This is a genomic window from Corallococcus terminator, assembly GCF_003611635.1.
Classification (GTDB): Bacteria; Myxococcota; Myxococcia; order Myxococcales; family Myxococcaceae; genus Corallococcus; species Corallococcus terminator.
In genome coordinates this window covers 1-19,007 of the sequence record NZ_RAVZ01000187.1, presented here as the reverse complement: position 1 = coordinate 19,007, position 19,007 = coordinate 1, and the positions used below count along the sequence as shown (strand labels likewise).

Sequence of the window (19,007 nt, the reverse complement as noted above, 5' to 3'; positions counted from 1 at the left end):
CCCCTCCCCCGGAGCTGCCCATGCCCTCCTATCCCGCCGTCGAGACCTTCATCGAGAAGGCCTCCGCCGACGACGTGCAGGTGCTCTTCGCGCCCGTGAAGGAGGGCCTCGCCGCCCTGAAGGGTCCGCGCGCGGAAACCGGCAAGAAGGCCCAGGCTGCGATCGCGCGGGCCGAAGAGCTTTTGACGATGCTCGTGGACGTCCGCGAGAAGCTCGTCGCCGAGTCCAAGCAGCCCAAGGGCCGGAAATAACAGGCGTTTCGGGGGCCTGGACGATTTCTTGTCACCAGCAGGCAACCGGCGGCTGGCATCCCCGATAATCCATTGAAAGAGCCAAGGGATGATCCCAGGCTCACCTTTAATTCGCTGGCAGCAGCGCGGAGGCTGAAAATGGGCGTCAAGATCGACAGCGGCATGATGGGTCCGAACCTGCGTATGAACACCCAGATGACCACGGCTCGGCAGACGCCGAACACGAGCTTTGGCGCGCGTGTCCAGAACGGGCTGAACAACGCCGCGGGCGTCGTCGGCGCGGGCGTGGGCTCGGTGGCCGGCTTCGTGCCGGGCGCGGGCATCGTCTCCGCCGCGGTTTCCTCCGCGCAGACCTTCTCCGGCGCCGCGGGCTCCGGCATGGCGGGCGGCCCCTACGCCGGCGTGATGAACACCGGCTCCGGCGCGGTGCCCACCACGTCCATGCCCGGCACGGGCGCGGGCATCCCGGGCACGGGCGGCTCCTCCACGCTGGGCACCAGCGCGGGCGGCGCGGGCGGCGTGAGCGACTCGCTCACGAACAACGGCAGCCTGAAGGCCATGATGGACGACAACGTCAAGCTGCTGAACATGCAGTCGGCCATGCAGCACGAGTCGCAGCTCTTCACGGCGGTTTCCAACGTGATGAAGTCGCGGCACGATACGACCAAGAACTCCATCGGCAACATCCGCTAGTCTTCGGGCTTCAGCGGACAAACTGACCGGTGCAAGGAAGGCGGCCCTCGACGGCCGCCTTCCGTGCTTCCGGCCACGGGAAAGGCAGCGCGACGTCCATGGCGGAAACCTCCTCGGAGATTGCCAACAGCCTCGTGCCCCTGGCGCGCCAGCCGGCCATGGTGCTGCTGGAGTCTGGCTACCTGTGGCTCGACATGGGCCATTTCGACAAGGCCCGTGAAGTGTTCGTCGGGGCCGCCGCGCTGATGCCCAAGAGCGAGGTGCCGCAGATTGGCATCGGTGCCGTGGAATTCGCCCAGGGCCACCATGACAAGGCCCTGCAGGCCTACCGGGTCGCCCAGCGCCTGGCGCCTCTGTCGTCGCTGCCCCGGGCACACGCGGGGGAGGCCCTGTTGTTCATGGGCAAGGTGCCCGAAGCGCTCAAGGAACTGAAGGCCGCCATGGACCTGGAACCGGAGGGCGACGGTGCCCGTCTGGCCCAGGCGCTCATCCAGGCGAAGGAAGCGGGGGCCCTGCCTCCGCCTCGGAAGTAGCAGGTAGGACGAAGGAGGTACGTCGATGGCTGTCGGTGGAGTCGGACGTGGGGGTGGGAAGGGCCGCGCGGGCGGCGTCAAGGGCGCGTCCGGTGCGGCGGGTGCCTCCGGCGCGTCCTTCGGCGGCAAGGTCGACAAGACCGAATCACTCGTCGGGCCTTCAGGTCTGGTAGGCTCCAGCAATGTCCAGGGCCCCCAGGCTGCGGATCCGATCGCGGCGCAAGCGCTCGCCATCGCCCGTCGGTTGAAGAACGGGGGCTTCAAGAGCAAGGAGGAGGCGACGAAGGCGCTCGTCTCCGAGGTGCTCCAGGAGAAGCTGCACATGAAGTCCGATGCCCTCACGGGCCGCATCGCCGGTGCCCTTCAGGATGATCCTCGGTTGAACCAGGTTCTCGAGCGGCTGTGGTCCAAGGCCGAGTGAGCGCGCCGCTTGCCTCTGGGTGAAGACAGGAAGGTCATCCTGGAGAAGTACGGCCCGTACGTGCGGTCGCTCGCGGCCACCGTGCGCAAGCAGTTCAACGCCCAGCTCGAGCTGGACGAACTGCTGGCCTATGGGCAGATCGGCCTCCTCGAGGCCGCGGAACGCTTCGACCCCAAGGTCGGCGCCAACTTCCTCACCTTTGCCCACTACCGCATCAAGGGCGCCATCTTCGATGGCCTCCGCAAGATGGGCGTCCTCCGGGGCGCGGATGCCCGCACCGCCTATCAGGGCGAGCGCGCCACCGCCTATCTTGGAAATCTTGCGGACCGCGAGCAGGGATCAAGCAACCGCGGGTCGTCATTCGACGATGATATTGGAGACATCTCGGATGCCGTGGCGGGACTCGCCGCGGTGTTCGCGGCGGGGGCGGAAGGGGCGGAGGCGGCGGGGTATGTCGACGAATCCCTCCCGGCGGATCAGCGCCTGGAGATGGAGCAGTTGAAGAACCGGGTGCGCTCGGCCATCGAGAAGCTTCCGGAGAAAGAGCGCAAGCTCCTGCAGGGCTATTACTTCCAGGGCAGGACCCTGGAAGAAGCAGGGGCTGAAATCGGGCAGTCGAAGAGCTGGGCGTCGCGGCTTCATGCGCGGGCCATTGACCGGCTCAAAGAACTCTTGAACGAGGAGGAGGAACTCCCTCCCCCCTCGACGGATGCAAGGAGGGTGTCACATGGCGGCTCCGATGAGCGGCATCTCCGCGGGACAGGTGGCGCAGCAAAAGCTGCAGGATCAGGGCGCCCAGCAGACGAACAAGACGGGCGCGTCGAAGTTCGACGGAGTTCTCGCTGACAAGGCCCAGGGCGCCGACAAGGCGGACGCGGCTCAGGGCGTGAACAAGGCCCAGGCCGCCAACAAGGTGGACACCGTTCGCCAGGTCGAAACCGTCAACAAGACGGAAAAGGCCGGCATGAACAAGGTCAGCGGCGCGGCCCAGCAGCCGGCCACCGCCAAGGGCGCCGAGCCCGTGGACGCCAAGGCGGAGACCGCCAAGACGGGTAAGTCAGGTGGCATGGTGTCCGACCTCGTCTCCGGTCTGGAGAAGGGTCAGATCAGCATGGACAAGCTGATCAAGGAGGCCAGCTCCGGCAAGAACATGTCCAACGCGGAGATGCTCGGGCTCCAGGCGTCCATGTACAAGTACTCGCAGGAACTCGATCTGACCTCCAAGGTCGTCGAGAAGGCCACCAGCGGCCTGAAGGACGTCGTCAAGACCCAGGTCTGAGTTCCCACCCGCCGGGCCATGGCGGCATGCGAAGGGCGGTCCCTCCCAGGTTGGGAGGGGGCGCCCTTCCGCGTTTTGCAAGGGCCCTGTTAAGCTACGTCCCGCCCATGACTCGCCGAACGCCCGCCTTCGCCGCCCCGCTCCTCGCCCTGCTGCTCCTCACCGGCTGCTCCATTGAGCTGCAGCACGAGCTGACGGAGGCGGACGCCAATGAAATCTACGTGCTGCTCAGCAAGAACGGCATCAACGCCAAGAAGGAGAAGGCGGAGGGTGGCAACGAAGTCCGCTTCACCATCGTCGTCCCCAAGGGTGATGCCGCGCAGGCCGCGGAGCTCCTGAAGCGCAACTCGCTGCCGCGTCCGGTGGAGAAGGGCCTGTCCCACTTCGCCAAGGGCAGCATGGTGCCCACCGCCACGGAGGAGCGCGCCATGCTCCTCAAGGCGATGGCCGGTGAGGTCTCCAACGCGCTCAATCAGATCGACGGCGTGCTGGAAGCGCGCGCCATCGTGATGATCCCGGAGAACAACGACCTGTCGCAGCCGGAGAACAAGCCGATGCCGTCGGCCTCCGTGTTCATCAAGTACCGCACGAACGAGCCCGGCAAGCCGCCCATCAGCGCGGACGCGGTGAAGCAGTTCGTCGCCAGCTCCGTGTCGGAGCTCAAGCCGGAGGCCGTCACCGTGCTGATGACGGAGGCCCTGGCCCCCACGGCGGAGATGAGCGAGACCAACCGCCTCCAGGACGTGCTCGGCGTGCGCATGACGGCGGCCAGCGCTTCGACGTTCAAGGTCATCCTCGGCGGCGCGTTCGCGCTCATCCTGGCGATGATGGGCCTCACCGCGTGGACCTTCATGCGCGGCGGTTCAGGGGGTGGCGCCGCCGCGGCCCCCCGTCCTGCCCGTGCACGGGGTGGTCGTCCGGAGTGACGTCGGTCCTCCGTGGCCCTCCTGGGGCGGGCCACGGGACATGTCCTCCAGGCCGGGGACATGCCTACTTTCTTCAGCGGGCCACCAGGGGGCCCGCGAGGTGACCGTTGGATTCATTCTTCACCTCGCTCAGCAAGCGCCAGACCATGATGCTCCTCACCGCGGTCACCTTCGGTGGCCAGGAGAGCATGGCCGCGCTGGAGCACCTGCCCGACGAGGAGGGCGCGCTCCTGCGGCACCGGGCGCAGGAGATCCTCCAGATTCCGCGTGAGAAGCGGCTGCCTGCGGTGGTGCAGGAGCTCAAGCGCCTGATGAAGGACCGGCGCGGTCAGCTTTGGACCGCGGATCCGGAGCGGCTGGCGGCGCTGCTGCAACGCGAGCGCGGGGCCCTGGTGGAAGTGACGCTGCGCGCGCTGCCCGGCAACATGGCGGACGCGGTGCGCGGCCACCTGCCGCCCTCGCGCGTGAAGCTCACCCGCGAGGTGCGCCCGCAGATTCTCGACATCATCCGCTGGAAGCTGGAAGAGGCGCTGGCGCGCGAGGTCGCCGGTCAGTCCGCGGGCTTCAAGTTCGCGGACGTGCTCAACCTCCAGACGCGCGAGCTGCTCACGGTGAGTGACCGCCTGGGTGCGCGCGTGCTCGGCCCGGCCCTGGCGGGGCTTCCTGAGGGAGAGCTGACGGGCTTCCTGGAGGCACTGCCGCCGGACCTGCTCCAACTCGCGAGCAAGTCCGTGGCGGCCAATGCGCCGCGCAAGCTCCCGGAGGAGGACGCGCGCGCGCAGATCACCCTCCATGAGGGCTTCAACCGGCCGGCCGGAGCCATCCGCAGCGCGGGTGTGCAGCGGCTGGCGCGGGCCTGCGTCGCGCAGTCACCGGAGTTCGCCGCGCGCATGCTGGAGAAGCACCGCGGTGAGTTCGGCCAACTGGTGGCGAAGTGGGTGCGCGAGGAGCGCTCGCGGCCGACGGCCCGGGGCGATGGCGGACGCACCGACATCGTGATGGACCTGGAACGACTGGCTGTGCGCGGCCTCATCGAGCGTCCGGTCCGCCTGACGGCCCCCCCGCGTCCCTCCGCTGTGCTTCCGCCTCCGCCGGGGGCGCGCAAGGCCGCGCCGCCGGAGGGCCGGTCCGCACCCGCGGCTCCCTCCGAGAGGCAGGGGGCCCCGGCCGCGAGGCCCGCGCCGGGACGCACCACGGCGCCGGATCCGTCGCGGTCGCCCGCGCTGCGGGCCCCCAAGGGGCTGCGGGGCAGTGGCGAAGGCGCGCCCGCGGACGATGCCGGCGCCAAGCGCGACTTCATGGCCGAGCGTGCGGCCCGCCGCGCCGGGGCCGCGTCCAGCCGTGACGCGGGACCGGGGGCGTCGCCGGGAGCGGGGCGTCCACGCCCACCCTCGGGAGAAGGGCGGGGCCCGCCGGTCCTCCCGGAGGGGGACGCGAACGGCTCGCAGATGCGCCGGATGCCGGTGGAGCGTGAGCGGAGCCGCGTGTCCACGGCGCCGCCGGACGGGGACGCGAACGGTTCGCAGATGCGCCGGATGCCGGTGGAGCGCGAACGGGGCCCTGCGCCCCGTGCGTCCATGGCGTCGCCCGAAGGGGACGCGAACGGTTCGCAGATGCGCCGGATGCCGGTGGAGCGCGAGCGGAGCCGCGTGTCCACGGCGCCGCCGGACGGGGACGCGAACGGTTCGCAGATGCGCCGGATGCCGGTGGAGCGCGAACGGGGGGCGGCGCCCCGGACGTCGACCGGGGGCGTTTCCGGCCGCCGTGAACCGGAGGGCAGCCGCCCCACGCGCCCCGGACCCATGGATCCGGAAGGAGCCCGCATCGGGCCTCCTCCCGCCCGGCTGGGCATGCGGAAAGAGTCCCGCCCGGCGCCGCCGGACGAACCCCAGGGCCGCCCTGCGCGGGCGGAGCGCCCTTCGCGACCGTCCTCCGAGGACGCTCCCCGGGAGCCCCGACGTCAGGACCCCGCCGAGGGGGCCCGGGTGCTGGGCGCGCGCACCGGGAGCCGCTCCGCGGTGCGTCCCGAACCGGGAGTCGAACCCGAGCGTCCCCCGCGCGTGCTCGCCGGCCGTGCTGGCCCGGCCTCCGGGCAGGCGTCCCAGAGATCCACCTCCGAGGGCACGCAGGTGGGCCGCAGACGGCCCCCGCCCAACCGGGAGGACCCGGAAGAGCCCGGAGCGCCTGGAGGGCGTGGACCGCGCGGCGGAACGCGCTAGCATCCGGTCCGCAAGGAGCAACCCATGGCGATCGGCAAGGTAATCAAGGGGGACGGGTTGGCGGAGTCCGTGGTCGTCGCCACGTCCGAGCGACCGGCGCTGCGGCCCCCTCGCGCGGGCGTGATGAACGCCGAGGTCTTCGAGGCGCGTCAGGGCGCCCAGGGCATCATCGAAGAGGCCCACCGCGAGAAGGAGCGCATCCTCGCGGAGGCGCAGCGTGAGAAGGAGGAGCTGTTCGCCCGGGCGAAGGATGCGGGGCGGCAGGAAGGCCTGGCGCAGGCGACGGAGATCGTCCTCCGCGCGAAGATTCAAGCCGGCGAGCTGCTGACGTCCCAGGAGAAGGACATCATCGGCCTGGCGCTGAAGATGGCGGAGAAGATCCTGGGGCGCGACCTGGAGCGCGAGCCGGAGCTGATGGTGGATCTGTGCGCCGCGGCCATCGACAACCTGCGCAACGCGCGCGCCATGGTGCTGCGGGTGCACCCGAAGACGGCCGCGGTGCTGCGCGCCAAGCGCCCCGTGCTGATGGAGCTCATCGGTCGCACGGTGGACCTGGCCATCAAGGAGGACCTGGAGGTCGCTCCGGTGGGCTGCATCGTGCAGACGGAGTTCGGCACGGTGGACGCGCAGCTTCCCACGCAGTTGGAAATGCTCCAGAACCTCCTGTTGCCAGACCCCGCGCGCAAGAGCGGTCCGGCCTGAGCCGGAGGAAGCAGCCATGGCCATCGACCTCTCGCGCTACTACGACCTCATCAAGGAGGCGTCCCTCGTCCGGGTGCGCGGCCGCGTCACCGAACTGACCGGCCTCGTCATCAAGGCGAGCGTGCCCAACGTCCGCATCGGCGAGGTGGTGCTCGTCAAGAGCCGCACCCGTGGCGCCATGAAGTCGGAGGTCGTGGGCTTCGTGGGCGACGAGGTGATGCTCATGCCCCTGGGCGAGCTGTACGGCATCGGTCCGGACAGCGAGTGCATCCCCACCGGCAAGCCCCTGACCATCAAGTGCGGGGACGCGCTGCTGGGCCGCGTGCTCAACGGCATCGGCGAACCCATGGACGGCCGCCCCCTGGAGGGTGACGGGCTCATCGACTGGTCCGTGGACCGCGACTGTCCGGATCCGTTCACCCGCCAGCGCATCGAAAGGCCGCTGCCCCTGGGCGTCCGCTGCATCGACGGGCTGCTCACCGTGGGCGAGGGCCAGCGCGTGGGCCTCTTCGCAGGCTCCGGCGTCGGCAAGTCCACGCTGATGGGGCAGATTGCCCGCAACACCCAGGCGGACCTGAGTGTCGTGGCGCTCATCGGCGAGCGTGGTCGTGAGGTTCGCGAGTTCATCGAGGACGCCATGGGCGAGGAGGGCATGAAGCGCGCCGTCCTGGTGTGCGCCACGTCCGACCAGCCCAGCCTCGTGCGTCTGCGTGCCGCCTACGTCGCCACGGCCATCGCGGAGTACTTCCGCGAGCGCGGCGGCAACGTGCTGTTCATGCTCGACACGGTGACGCGTCTTGCACGTGCCCAGCGCGACATCGGCCTCGCGATTGGCGAACCTCCCGCGCGCCAGGGCTATCCGCCCAGCGTCTTCTCCATGCTGCCGCGCATCCTGGAGCGCACGGGCAACTCGGAGAAGGGCAAGTGCACCGCCATCTACACCTGCCTCGTGGCCGGCGGTGACATGGAGGAGCCCATCGCCGACGAAGTCCGAGGTATTCTCGACGGCCACTTCATCCTCAACCGTGCCCTGGGCGAGCGAAACCAGTGGCCGGCCATGGACGTGCTCGCGAGCCTGAGCCGTGTGATGAGCGGCATCGTCTCCAAGGAGCACAAGAAGGCCGCCGGCAAGCTGCGCGAGACGCTCTCCACCTACGAGAAGCAGCGCGACCTCATCCTCCTGGGCGCCTACCAGGCCGGGGCCGACGCGCGCACCGACTACGCCATCGAGAAGTACGACGCCATCATCGACTTCCTCAAGCAGGACACCCACTCCAACTCCCCCTTCGAAGAGACGGTGGAGCAGCTCATCGCCCTCTTCGAGGACTGAGGCTGCCTGCCCCGGAGGCGGAGGGCCCGGGCGGGGCGTTTTCCGGTTAGGATGCCCCCACCATGCCCCCGTACCGGTTGCAGGTCTTGCTGGACATGCGTGAGAAGGCGAAGGAGGAGGCCGAGCAGGCCTTCTCCGCCGCCATCAAGGCGCTGGAAAAGGAAAAGCAGGTTCAGGCCCAGTTGGAGGCCGAACTGGAGCGCCGCAAGAAGGAGCGCAAGGCCAAGGTGGCCGAGTACTTCCAGCAGATGATGGCCAAGGGCGCCGGCATTAGCGGCATGAACATGATGGGCCGCTTCGAGGAGCGCCTGAAGGACGAAGAGGCCCAGGTCGCGCTCCAGATCGAACACCAGAAGGAGGTCGTCAAGGCGGCCGCCCGTCTGGTCGAACAGCGCCGCATGTTGATGGCCGAGGCCGCCAAGGAGCTGAAGGCCATCGAGAAGAACAAGGAAACCTTCGTCAAGCAGGTGCGCCAGGAGCGCCAGCAGCGCGAGGAGCTGAACCAGGAGGAGATTGGCAACGCCTTGTTCCTGGCCCGCCAGCGCAAGTAACCTCCCGCCGCCCCCGAAGTCAGGAGAGGACGCCATGAGCCGAGTTGACGACGATCGCGATGCCGCGCGCATGGCGGAGCGGATGATCCAGGAGCGCCGGCTTGCCGAAGCCAAGGGCAAGAAGCGCCTGGAGGGTGAGTCCCTCTTCTCCAAGCTGGTCCAGCAGGGCCAGGCGGAGAAGGGCCAGCAGGAGAAGGGCGACCCGAAGGCCGCTGCCGAAGCGAAGTCCCCCCAGAGCCTGGCCAAGGCAGTGCTCGCGCGCGCCACCCAGGGCCAGGGCAAGACCTTCGACGAGAAGCTGGCCCAGAAGGAGACCGGCTCGGCGAAGCCCGGGGAGAGCGCCCAGGGTGCCCAGCAGTCCCAGCGCCAGGGGGAGACGCAGTCGCTGACCCAGCGTTCGGAGACGCGCAAGTCGGAGGTCAAGGAGGACAAGCGCTCCAACGACGTGCGCGACGGCGACCTGACCAAGGCCGGCGGCGAGTCCAGCCGCCTGAGCGCCGAGAAGGGCGAGATGAAGGTCGACGTCAACGCCGGCGGTGGCAAGGGTGCGGGCGGTGGCAGCGGCAAGGAGAAGGACGAAAAGGGCGGGCAGATGGCCGCCGCGGGCTTCCGCTTCAACCCCGCGCTGATGGCGCCCGTCCCGGTGGCCAAGCCCAAGGACATGGCTGGCTCGGAGCGCCTGCGCCAGATGGCCAGTGAGATCGCCCAGAAGATCGTGGAGCGCGTGCGCGTGGGCACCAACGCCATGGGCAACGCGGAGTTCCAGATCGACCTGCGCGGGGACGTGCTCAACGGCCTGTCCATCAAGGTCAGCGCGAGGAACGGGAAGATCTCCGCCACCTTCAGCGGCAGCGACCGCGACACGCTGAAGCTGCTGGAAGAGCAGAGCGAGGGCCTGCGCAGCGCCCTGGGAGGTCGCGGGCTGGCGCTTGAGCAGTTGCGGTTCGAGGCGAAGACATGAGTCTGGAGCCGGACGACGAACCCGGAATCTACGAGCGCACCATGTTGGTCGACACCCGGAAGCTGGGTCCCCCCGCGAAGCCCGCCTCGGCACCGGCACAACCGGTGTTGCCCTGGCGGCCCTTCGTCTTCACGCACCTGGAGAAGGTGTCGCGCGCGCAGGGCCTGCTGGCGGAACGGCTGCGCTGGCTCACGCCAGGCCCGGGCACGCTGGAGACCCTCTGCGCGCGGCTCAAGGCCCTCTTCGACGTGGACGTGCGCCTGACGGTGGAGTCCGCCCAGGCGCGCCCCATGACGGAGCTGCGCCGCTTCCTGGGCGACCCGTCCTTCCTGGCGGTGCTCGCGCCCGGGGCGCTCGCGGGGCGGGCCGTGCTGGAGATTGAGTTGTCCCTGGCGCACTCGGCGGTGGACCTGCTGCTGGGGGGCGCTGGTGAGACGGTGGGCCTGCGGCCGCTGACGGACATCGAGGAGGGCGTGATGGGCTACGTCGTCCTGGAGGCCCTGAAGGAGCTGGCGCCGGGGCTTCAGGCGGGGGTTCCCCGGCCGAGGCTGGACGGCGTGGCCCGGGGCGTGGATGAGGTCTCCGCGAGGCTGGGCGAGGACGGTCCGATGCTGGCGGTGCACCTGAACGCGGTGGTGGGCCCGCATCGCGGCATCGTGCGGCTGGTGATTCCGTCGGCGGTGCTGGAAGCGGCCGAACCCGCGGTGGACAGCGCCCAGCGCCGCGAGCAGCGCCGCGCGAACATGAAGGCGCACGGGCGGCGGCTGTCCACGCTGCGCGACTGGCTGCGCGCGGAGATTGGCGTGGCGGAACTGTCCGCCCAGGACCTGGCGTCCCTGCGGGTGAAGGACGTGCTGCTGCTGGACGCGCTGTCGGCGCGGCCGGACCGGGGCGAGGCCGGCACGGCGCAACTGCGGCTGGGCCTGGGACGCACCGGGCACCTGGCGGCGGACGTGTACGTCGAGAACGGCCGCTACCGTGCGCGCATCACGGAGGTCGTCCCCGGCGAGACGGGCCATTCCCAGGCGGAGCCCGGGGCCGGCGCAGGCGAGAACGAGGACTTCACCAACCCGGAGCTGGACGTACCTCCGGAACTGGAAGGGGCGGCTTTGGACGACGCGAACAACCGGGATGGAAGCGACCTGCTCAGCGACCTGCCCCTGCAGGTGGCGGTGGAGCTGGCGCGCGTGGCCATCACGGCGGAGCAGGTGGTGGGATTGCGCACAGGGCAGGTACTGGACCTGCGCCGTGGGCCGGGTGAACCCGTGGACCTGTCGGTCAACGGCAAGGTGGTGGCCCGGGGCGAGCTCGTGGAGATGGACGGACAGCTCGGCGTGCGCATCATCAACCTGGCGGGATGAGCCTTCCTGCGTCACGAGCCCCAGGGCAGGCGGGCAGGGGACCCTCGTTGCTCGGGGGGCCGTGGCGGTCCTGACTCGGGTGCACTAGGCTCGCGCCCATCCATGGCAGTCCTCCGTCTCTCTTCCTCGCGCGGGTTGCTCGGCGCCGCGTTGCTCTTCGCGTCGTCGGCCGTCCTGGCGCAGGCGCCCGTGGCGCCGCAAACGACCCCCGTCTCCGCCGCGCCTCCGGCGAAGGCCGACGCCGTCGTTCCACCGGCCGCGCCGAAACCCTCCCCCGTGCCCGTGGCGGCTCCAGCGAAGGCCGCCGCGGCATCGGCCGCGCCCAAGGTCACCGCCACGCCTGTTCCCCAGGCGCCCCCGGCGAAGGCCGACGCGGCTGTCCCCTCGTCCCCGGCGGCGAAGGCCGCCGCCACGCCTGCCCCTGCCGTCGCGTCGTCAGCGAAGGCCGATGCCCCCGCCACGTCCGACGCGGAGCCCGTCGCGGCCCCGCCCGCCGCGCAGGCACCGGAGCCCGACGCCGCGAATCCGGCGGACCGTGCCTCGCGCCACGCGGACGAACTGGACAAGGAACTGGGGATCGCCGCGCCGGAGGAGCAGGAGAGCCTGGGCTGGGTGGTGGTGCGCACGGTGGCGCTCTTGGGCGCGGTGCTCGCGTCCATCTACCTGACGCTCAACGTGGGCCTGCGCCGGCTGATGGGGTTGCAGGGCGTGCCGGTGGGCAAGGCGTCGGTCGTGTCGGTGATGGAGCGCATCCCGTTGGATCAACGGCGCACGCTCTTCGTCCTCAAGGCCGCGGACGAATACCTGCTGGTGGGTGGCGGCGAGGGTGGCGTGCAACTTGTGTCGAAGCTGGACCGGGACGCAGTGGAGCGCATCCGCGCCGCGCGGCCTCCGTCGTCCCCGGTGTCCCTGAGTCCTTTCCTCCAGAAGCTCCTCTCACGCCGGACCGGTGGCCCCACGCCGCCGCCGGGCGCCTGAAGGCCGTCTCGTGAACCGTTCGTCTCCCGCCCGCTCGCCCCTGTTCCGCGCTCCACCCTGGCTCTTCGCGGCCCTCGTGTCGCTGCACCCGTTCGTCGCGTCCGCGGCGAAGAAGGGCGGCACGGACACCGCCATGCCGGACTCCCTGGTGAAGGAGGCGGTGAACTCCGACTCGTTCACCTCACGTCCCCTCATCCTCATCCTCGCGCTCGCGGCCATGTCGCTGCTCCCGTTCGCGCTGATGATGGTGACGAGCTTCGTGAAGATCTCGGTGGTGCTCTCCATCGTCCGCTCGGCGCTGGGCACCCAGCAGATTCCCCCCACCCAGGTCATCACCGGCCTGGCCATCATCCTCACCGTCTACATCATGGCCCCCATCGGCCAGGAGATGTACCGGGCGGGCGGGGTGGACATCTGGTCCCGCGGCACCGCGGTGTTCTCCTCCGAAACGGTGGGCACGCTGCTGGGCGCCGCGGACAAGTCCAAGGAGCCCCTGCGCGAGTTCTTGAAGAAGAAGGTCACCAACAAGGACCGCACGCTCTTCTACAGCCTGGCGAAGAAGATGCGGAAGGAAGAGGACCGCAAGGACATCGGGCCCAACGACTTCATGGTCATCGTCCCGGCCTTCGTCGTGTCGGAGCTCAAGGAGGCCTTCCAGATCGGCTTCCTGCTCTTCGTGCCGTTCATCGTCATCGACATGGTGGTCGCCAACATCCTGCTGGCGCTGGGCATGCACATGCTGTCGCCCACGACCATCTCCATGCCCTTCAAGCTGCTGTTGTTCGTGCTCGTGGACGGCTGGTACCTCATCGCCAAGGGCCTGGTCATCGGCTACCTGTAAGGAGCACCGCACTCCCATGAATCAGCTCACGTTCATCACCCAGGAGGCGCTGTTCCTGGTGCTCGTGGTCTCCGCGCCGCCGGTGCTCATGAGCCTCCTGGTGGGCTTCCTCATCTCGCTGTTCCAGGCCACCACGCAGATTCAAGAGCAGACGCTCACGTTCGCGCCCAAGGTCGTCCTCGTCTTCGGCGTGCTGGCCATGACGGGCCCGTGGATTGGCGGCCAGTTGCTGCGCTTCACCTTCCACGTCTTCGACCGCTTCCCGGCGCTCATCGGCAGATGAACATCGGCGAAGCCATGGCCGAGCTGAGCGCTCGGATCAACCTGTCGGTCACCATCTTCACGGTGGCCCTCATCATGTGCAGGGTGATGCCGATCCTCATCTTCAGCCCGTTCCTGGGCGGTGATGTCGTGCCCTCGGAGATGAAGCTGGGCCTGGGCCTGCTCATCGCCATCGTGCTGTTCCCGTCCGTCGCCGACCGGATGGACAAGATCCCGATCTCCGCGCTCCCGTACATCGCGCTCTTGTGCAAGGAGATCTTCATCGGGCTGTGTCTGTCCTACATCGTCAACACGGTCTTCGACGCGGCCCGCGTGGCCGGCACGCTGATGGACACCATGTCGGGCAGCAACAACGCCCAGCTCTTCGTGCCCCAACTGGGCACCCAGGTGTCGCTCTTCTCCAGCCTCAAGGTGCAACTGACGGTGGTGCTGTTCCTGTCGCTGGACGGGCACCACATCATCATCCGCGCGCTCGCGGACAGCCTCCAGGTCGTCCCGCTGGAGGGCTTCCCGCGCTTCAGCCATGGCGTGTGGCCCTTCTTCGACCTGATGATCCGCTCCTTCGCCAACCTCCTCACCGTGAGCCTGGCGCTGGCTGGCCCCGGCATGGTGGCGGCGTTCTGCACCGACCTGGCCCTGGGCGCCATCAACCGCGTCGCGCCGCAGGTCCAGGTGTTCTTCATCGCCATGTCCCTCAAGCCGCTGATGGGCGTGTTGATCATGTTCATCGCGATGCACGTCATCGTCGGGCGCATGCAGTTGGAGCTGGGCAACATGCTCCGCATGGTCCAGCGCGCCATCCAGCTCTTGGCCTAGGCGCCCCGGGATTCCTCCATGTCGGAAGAGAGTGGCGACAAAACAGAGGAGCCGTCGCAGAAGAAGCTCGACGACTCCCGCAAGAAGGGTCAGGTCTGGAAGAGCAAGGACCTGACGGCCGTGGCCGTGCTCGCCGCGGGCATGGGCATCGCCCGGGCCACGTGGGGCACGGTGGAGGAGGAGGTCGCCATCCTCTTCCGCTTCAGCTTCGACCAGATCGCCCACCCGAAGGACCTGGGGCTCGCGACGACCCAGTTGCTCTACATGGGGCTGCGCACGATGCTGCTCCTCACGGTCCCGGTGGCGGCGGGCGCGGCGGTGTTCGGCGGGTTGATGGACTTCCTGCAGGTGGGGTCCCTCTTCACGATGGACCCGCTGATGCCCAAGCTGGACAAGCTCAACCCCATCGCCGGCTTGAAGAACATGTTCACGAAGAAGACCTTCGTGGAACTGCTCAAGAACCTCGTGAAGCTGTCGGTCGCCGCCTATGTCGTCTACGGCGTGGTGCGCGACTCCATGCCCCTGGTCATCGAAACCGTGCGGCAGGACACCGACGGCATCATGATCATCCTGGGGGAGATCATCTACCGCGTGAGCGTGCGCATCCTCATGCTCTTCGTCATCTTCGGCATCTTCGACGTGTGGTGGCAGCGCAAGTCGTACATGAAGGACATGATGATGACGAAGGACGAGGTCAAGAAGGAGTACAAGCAGAGCGAAGGCGACCCGCACCACAAGGCCAAGCGCAAGGAGCTCCACCAGGAGATCATGGAGGGGGCCCAGATGGAGGCGGTGAAGGACGCCAGCGTCATCGTCACCAACCCGGACCACGTCGCCGTCGCCCTCATCTACGACCAGGGCAAGGATGGGGCGCCCCGGGTGCTCATCAAGGGCATGGACGCCAAGGCGGAGCGCATCAAGGCGCTGGCGCGCGCGTCGGACGTGCCGCTCCTGCGCAACGTGCCGCTGGCCCATGCGCTCTTGCGCGTGGAGGTGGGCGAAGAAGTCCCTGAGGAGCTCTACGACGCGGTCGCCGAGGTCCTGAACTTCGTCTACGGGCTGAAACAAGAAGCGGCGCCCACGGCGCGTGCTTGAGGAGGGTCCATGGCCAGTGACGAAGAGGCGGACATCGCCATCGCCATCAAGTACGACAAGCAGGCCGACGGTGCGCCTCGCGTGGTCGCCAAGGGGATGCGCCTCAAGGCGGAGAAGATAAAGGAGATCGCCAAGCTGTACGGCATCCCCGTGATGCGCAACGTGTCCCTGGCGCACGCCCTGTACCGGGTGGACGTGGGGCAGGAAGTCCCCGAGGAGCTCTACGACGCGGTCGCCGAAGTGCTGAACTTCATCTACACCCTGCAGCGGGAGCAGGCGGGCTGACGTCAAGGGGGGCTGGACGCGGCCCCCTCACCTGGGTTGAAGTCAGCCCACCATGGCCAGAATCAACAATCCTCCCCCCAGTACAGCCCTTTGGCCCTGGGGTGGTCCCCGCAGCGTCCGCGAGCGGCTGGTGGATCCCGCCCAGCTCGAGCGCGCGAAGAAGCTGCGCAAGGCGGGCAACCCGAAGAACCCCGCGCTGGCCTCGGCGGCGCTCCTGGACTCCATCGGTCCGGCGCACTCGTCGGAGGAGCTCCGGCTGCCGCTGCCCCCGCACCCGGGCGGCCACGACGCGGACCTGGAAGGCTTCAGCGACCGCCCCTACCTGGCCAGCGTCGCGGGCCGAGGGGGCGACGGACAGCAACGGATGCTGGAGCGCGGCCTGTCGCGGGTGAACGCGCCGCCGGAGCGCCTGGAGCGCCTCAAGGCCCTGCTGCAGCGCGAGTCCGCGATGCTGGGCCTGGTGGATCAGGTGAGCGCGGAGTCGCAGGAGATCCTCCGCCGCATGTGGGAAGAGCAGAAGGACGAGGGCTACTGACCCATGGCGTCGCTGGACCCGGAGGACCCGCAGGACGAGGCGAAGCTCACCGCGCTCCTTCAGCGCTGGGCGGAGGGCAAGGCCACGCTCCGCGAGGTGCGCGGCTACTCGAACGATGAGCTGTACGCCATCGCCAAGACGGCCTACTTCTTCTTCTACCAGGGCCGCGTGGCCGAGGCGCGCACGCTCTTCCAGGGCCTGTACGCGGTGAACCCCACGGACGTGTACTTCGCCAAGGCGCTCGGCGTGGTGGAGATGGCGGCCGGCAACGGACAGGGCGCGCTCGCGGCCTTCGACGTGGCGGCGAAGCTGGCGCCCCAGGATCCGTCCGTCTACGTGGGCCGCGCCGAGGTGAAGCTGGCCATGGGCCAGAAGCCCCAGGCGCTGGAAGATCTTCGCCGCGCTGCGGCGATGACGCCCGTGGATGATCCGGTGGTGCGCAAGGCCGGCGCCATGGTCACCGCCCTGACGCGGCGCTGAATTTCCGGCCGTGAAACCCTGGGGGATTCCAGGGTTCGGAGAGCTTCAGGAGTTTCTAGACACCCTGGATCTTCTGCTAGGGTGCCCTTGTCAACCATCCCTCATCACCCGAGGACAGTGCCATGTCGAATCCGAATCCTGATCCGCGAGTCCCTGCTGAGATGCCGCCCGCCGCGCCGGAAGAGCTGACGAAGAAGCGCGAAGGCATCATCGCCGGGTTGGATACCGCAGCGAAGGGCGCGACCGGGACGCTCCAGCAGGTGCTGCGCAAGATGTCCGAGCTGCTCGTCAACACCAAGGACGGCGCTCAGATGAACATGCAGTTGTACCAGGACGTGAAGGACGCCTTCAACCGCCACCTGGGCGAGGCGGGCAAGAACCCGGCGCTGGCCTCCATGCCGCCGGTCCTCATCGAGTCGGTGGAGTGGATGCAGACGTACCTCACGGAGCGGGGTGTCGCGCCCAAGGCCGCCGCCGCTCCCGCCGCCGCCGCCCCCACGCCTCCGGCGGCCAAGTCCGCGGGTCCGGCGGCCGCGAAGGACGCCTTCGAGAGCAGCGCCGGGGCGAAGAAGCGCGCCGTCCTCACCGGTGACGTGCCTCCGCCTCCCGCCGCGCCCCCGGCGCAGGACACGCAGGAAGTTCAGAAGGACCTCGAGTCCTTCAAGGCGTGGATGAAGAACCCCTCCCTGGGCAAGCTGAAGGGTTAGTCCCCGTGAGGGAGAGGTTGTTCCGGAGGGCTGGGAGAAAGTCCTTCCGGACGCAACTCGCGGCCTTCCCCGCCTGATAATCCCTTCAAGATTCACCTTTTTTCAGGAGCTCTCTCATGGCTGGAGTGAATGGCGTTGGCGGTGGTGGCAACGTTCAGCAGACGCGCAGCTCGGGCAGCAGCGAGGCCGAGAAGACCCAGGTCTACAAGGACGCGCTCGGCTCCGCGGTGAACCAGTTGGCGAAGGACAAGGGCTCGGTCCGCTACCTGGGCGACAGCCGCATCGAGAAGATGAAGACCAAGGTCAACGACGAGATGGCCAAGTTCATGCAGGCCAACCCGAACGCGACCAAGGAAGAGATCAAGGCGCAGGCGGACAAGGTCATCTCGAAGCACCAGGGCAACACGCTCTTCGAGAAGATCCGCGACGACAACTTCTTCAACAACCTGATGAAGCGTCGCAAGGAGCTGTTGAGCGACATGTGGGGGTAGTAGTCCACCTGTGGCTTGCCGCACTGACTGCCGCCACGTCACCTGCTTCGGTGACGGGCGGCAGTTCGGCTTTGCGGGGTCCCTGCGTTCAGCAGCAGGCGTCCGGGCGGGCCAGGCGCCGTGAAGTTCCGCCCCTCGCAGTCCTCTTCCAGTAAAACGCTCTTTTCGGGCCGGTGGCTTCCGGTGGGTCCTGCCCGTCGGGAGCGGTCATCCAGGAGGAGTCGAATGCATTGGACGAAGAATGCAGTGCTGTGGGGCCTGGTGTCTCTGCTCGGGGCCTCGGCCGCGTGCAGTTGCGGCGGTGACACCTCGAATGGGGGCAAGACGGATGCGGGCACCCCCGGCACGGGCGCCGTGGAACCGAACGTGATGAAGGGGCGCGCCGTCGACAGCCAGGGCCGGGGGCTCGCTGGGGTGGAAGTCACCGCGCACAACCAGTTCCAGTCTGGCACCACCGTGAAGACGGTGACGGGCACGGATGGCACCTACCGCCTGGACGTCAGCAACCCCATCGGGCCGTGGCTCGCGAACGCGACGCTCGACCGCGCCTACCACGCCGCATCCTACCGCTTCACGCTCGCCTCCGAGGAGCCGGCGACCTTCGCGGGCAACGAAGGCGCTATCCGCAACTTCACCTGGAAGCTGACAGGCGCGAAGCAGGGGGGCGGGACGCATGGCGGCATCGTCACCGTGTACTTCGAGGACCCCATCGATCCGGCGAATCCCAGCCGGGTCGTGAGCAACAGCGACGTGGAGCTGTCGCTCACGCCAGATGGACCGCTGGTGGATGGCAGCACCGGGACCGCAGTCACCTCGCAGGTCGAGCAGACGCCGGAGGGTTACGGGATGCCGGACGTGGCGGTGGGGCGCTACATCCTCTCGGCCCGCCATGTGCCCCAGGGACAGGCCGCGCGCCCGTTGCTGATCCGCGTCCGGAACACGGGGGCCTACAACCCCACCGTGACCACGGACTTCTTTCCGCTCACCGGCACGTCGCAGATCATCGAACTCAACGTTCAGTTCCCCTGAGTCTTGTCCGAAGACCGCGCCTTTCCGCGGGGCCTGGAGGGAGTCCTCCGGGTGCCCGCGGAACGAGCGCGGAAAAGCAAAGAGCCGGCCTCCCGTGAAGGAGGACCGGCTCTTAAATCGCCAGGGAAGCGGCGATGCTTACTTGAGGTTGCTGATGACGGACATCGCGATCTCGTTCAGCTTCTTGATGATGTTGGAGGCGAAGGCAACGGCCTCCTGCTGCTTCTGGAGCATGAGCTGC

At 68.5% G+C, this 19,007-nt stretch carries 24 protein-coding genes; all 24 read left to right on the top strand.

The window, feature by feature from the left end; genetic code table 11:
• Window positions 1-251: hypothetical protein (locus D7V88_RS24720; RefSeq protein ID WP_120543108.1), on the top strand; the 251-nt coding region annotated here is incomplete at its 5' end.
• Window positions 252-389: 138 nt separating this feature from the next.
• A complete protein-coding gene (locus D7V88_RS24715) occupies window positions 390-944 on the top strand; it encodes a hypothetical protein (protein WP_120543105.1) in 555 nt (184 codons plus the stop codon).
• A 98-nt stretch (window positions 945-1,042) separates the two neighbouring features.
• Entirely contained in the window at window positions 1,043-1,477 is a 435-nt protein-coding gene (locus D7V88_RS24710; protein ID WP_120535847.1) for a tetratricopeptide repeat protein, read from the top strand.
• Between the two features lie 25 nt (window positions 1,478-1,502).
• Window positions 1,503-1,898 (top strand): hypothetical protein, encoded by a 396-nt coding sequence (locus D7V88_RS24705; protein ID WP_120535848.1) that lies wholly within the window; start codon window positions 1,503-1,505, stop codon window positions 1,896-1,898.
• A 9-nt stretch (window positions 1,899-1,907) separates the two neighbouring features.
• A complete protein-coding gene (locus D7V88_RS24700) occupies window positions 1,908-2,744 on the top strand; it encodes a sigma-70 family RNA polymerase sigma factor (protein ID WP_120543104.1) in 837 nt (278 codons plus the stop codon).
• Window positions 2,626-3,177 carry an EscF/YscF/HrpA family type III secretion system needle major subunit gene (locus D7V88_RS24695; protein WP_244238367.1) on the top strand — a complete coding sequence of 184 codons (552 nt, stop codon included), beginning with the start codon at window positions 2,626-2,628 and terminating at the stop codon, window positions 3,175-3,177. The genes D7V88_RS24700 and D7V88_RS24695 overlap by 119 nt, the downstream gene beginning before the upstream one ends.
• Before the next feature lie 107 nt (window positions 3,178-3,284).
• Complete coding sequence (locus D7V88_RS24690; RefSeq protein ID WP_120543103.1) at window positions 3,285-4,103, top strand: type III secretion protein; 819 nt, start codon at window positions 3,285-3,287, stop codon at window positions 4,101-4,103.
• A 107-nt stretch (window positions 4,104-4,210) separates the two neighbouring features.
• Window positions 4,211-6,322: a hypothetical protein gene (locus D7V88_RS24685; RefSeq protein WP_120543102.1), complete on the top strand. Its 2,112-nt coding sequence runs from the start codon at window positions 4,211-4,213 to the stop codon at window positions 6,320-6,322.
• Between the two features lie 24 nt (window positions 6,323-6,346).
• Window positions 6,347-7,024, top strand: coding sequence for a FliH/SctL family protein (locus D7V88_RS24680; protein ID WP_120543101.1), 678 nt, complete (start codon window positions 6,347-6,349; stop codon window positions 7,022-7,024).
• A 16-nt stretch (window positions 7,025-7,040) separates the two neighbouring features.
• Window positions 7,041-8,354 carry a type III secretion system ATPase SctN gene (sctN, locus tag D7V88_RS24675; RefSeq protein ID WP_120535853.1) on the top strand — a complete coding sequence of 438 codons (1,314 nt, stop codon included), beginning with the start codon at window positions 7,041-7,043 and terminating at the stop codon, window positions 8,352-8,354.
• A 62-nt stretch (window positions 8,355-8,416) separates the two neighbouring features.
• A complete protein-coding gene (locus tag D7V88_RS24670; protein WP_120543100.1) occupies window positions 8,417-8,905 on the top strand; it encodes a flagellar assembly protein FliH in 489 nt (162 codons plus the stop codon).
• A 34-nt stretch (window positions 8,906-8,939) separates the two neighbouring features.
• Complete coding sequence (locus D7V88_RS24665) at window positions 8,940-9,866, top strand: flagellar hook-length control protein FliK (RefSeq protein WP_120543099.1); 927 nt, start codon at window positions 8,940-8,942, stop codon at window positions 9,864-9,866.
• Window positions 9,863-11,227 (top strand): type III secretion system cytoplasmic ring protein SctQ, encoded by a 1,365-nt coding sequence (gene sctQ / locus D7V88_RS24660; protein ID WP_120543098.1) that lies wholly within the window; start codon window positions 9,863-9,865, stop codon window positions 11,225-11,227. The genes D7V88_RS24665 and sctQ overlap by 4 nt, the downstream gene beginning before the upstream one ends.
• A gap of 102 nt (window positions 11,228-11,329) precedes the next feature.
• Window positions 11,330-12,205, top strand: coding sequence for a flagellar biosynthetic protein FliO (locus tag D7V88_RS24655; protein ID WP_244238366.1), 876 nt, complete (start codon window positions 11,330-11,332; stop codon window positions 12,203-12,205).
• A 10-nt stretch (window positions 12,206-12,215) separates the two neighbouring features.
• Window positions 12,216-13,046, top strand: coding sequence for a type III secretion system export apparatus subunit SctR (sctR, locus tag D7V88_RS24650; RefSeq protein ID WP_120543097.1), 831 nt, complete (start codon window positions 12,216-12,218; stop codon window positions 13,044-13,046).
• A gap of 16 nt (window positions 13,047-13,062) precedes the next feature.
• Complete coding sequence (fliQ, locus tag D7V88_RS24645; RefSeq protein ID WP_014398418.1) at window positions 13,063-13,329, top strand: flagellar biosynthesis protein FliQ; 267 nt, start codon at window positions 13,063-13,065, stop codon at window positions 13,327-13,329.
• Entirely contained in the window at window positions 13,326-14,144 is an 819-nt protein-coding gene (locus D7V88_RS24640) for a flagellar biosynthetic protein FliR (protein WP_120543096.1), read from the top strand. The genes fliQ and D7V88_RS24640 overlap by 4 nt, the downstream gene beginning before the upstream one ends.
• Window positions 14,145-14,162: 18 nt before the next feature.
• Window positions 14,163-15,239, top strand: a complete 1,077-nt coding sequence (gene sctU / locus D7V88_RS24635) for a type III secretion system export apparatus subunit SctU (RefSeq protein ID WP_120543095.1) — start codon at window positions 14,163-14,165, stop codon at window positions 15,237-15,239.
• Between the two features lie 9 nt (window positions 15,240-15,248).
• Window positions 15,249-15,524 carry an EscU/YscU/HrcU family type III secretion system export apparatus switch protein gene (locus tag D7V88_RS24630; RefSeq protein ID WP_120543094.1) on the top strand — a complete coding sequence of 92 codons (276 nt, stop codon included), beginning with the start codon at window positions 15,249-15,251 and terminating at the stop codon, window positions 15,522-15,524.
• 52 nt (window positions 15,525-15,576) lie between these two features.
• Window positions 15,577-16,059, top strand: coding sequence for a hypothetical protein (locus tag D7V88_RS24625; protein WP_120535861.1), 483 nt, complete (start codon window positions 15,577-15,579; stop codon window positions 16,057-16,059).
• Window positions 16,060-16,062: 3 nt separating this feature from the next.
• Entirely contained in the window at window positions 16,063-16,539 is a 477-nt protein-coding gene (locus D7V88_RS24620) for a SycD/LcrH family type III secretion system chaperone (protein ID WP_120535862.1), read from the top strand.
• Between the two features lie 122 nt (window positions 16,540-16,661).
• On the top strand, window positions 16,662-17,246 hold the full coding sequence (locus D7V88_RS24615; RefSeq protein ID WP_120543093.1) for a hypothetical protein: 585 nt from the start codon (window positions 16,662-16,664) through the stop codon (window positions 17,244-17,246).
• Between the two features lie 116 nt (window positions 17,247-17,362).
• Window positions 17,363-17,737, top strand: coding sequence for a hypothetical protein (locus tag D7V88_RS24610; RefSeq protein ID WP_120543092.1), 375 nt, complete (start codon window positions 17,363-17,365; stop codon window positions 17,735-17,737).
• A gap of 225 nt (window positions 17,738-17,962) precedes the next feature.
• Window positions 17,963-18,766 carry a carboxypeptidase regulatory-like domain-containing protein gene (locus tag D7V88_RS24605; RefSeq protein WP_120543091.1) on the top strand — a complete coding sequence of 268 codons (804 nt, stop codon included), beginning with the start codon at window positions 17,963-17,965 and terminating at the stop codon, window positions 18,764-18,766.
• The last annotated feature ends 241 nt before the right edge of the window (window positions 18,767-19,007 follow it).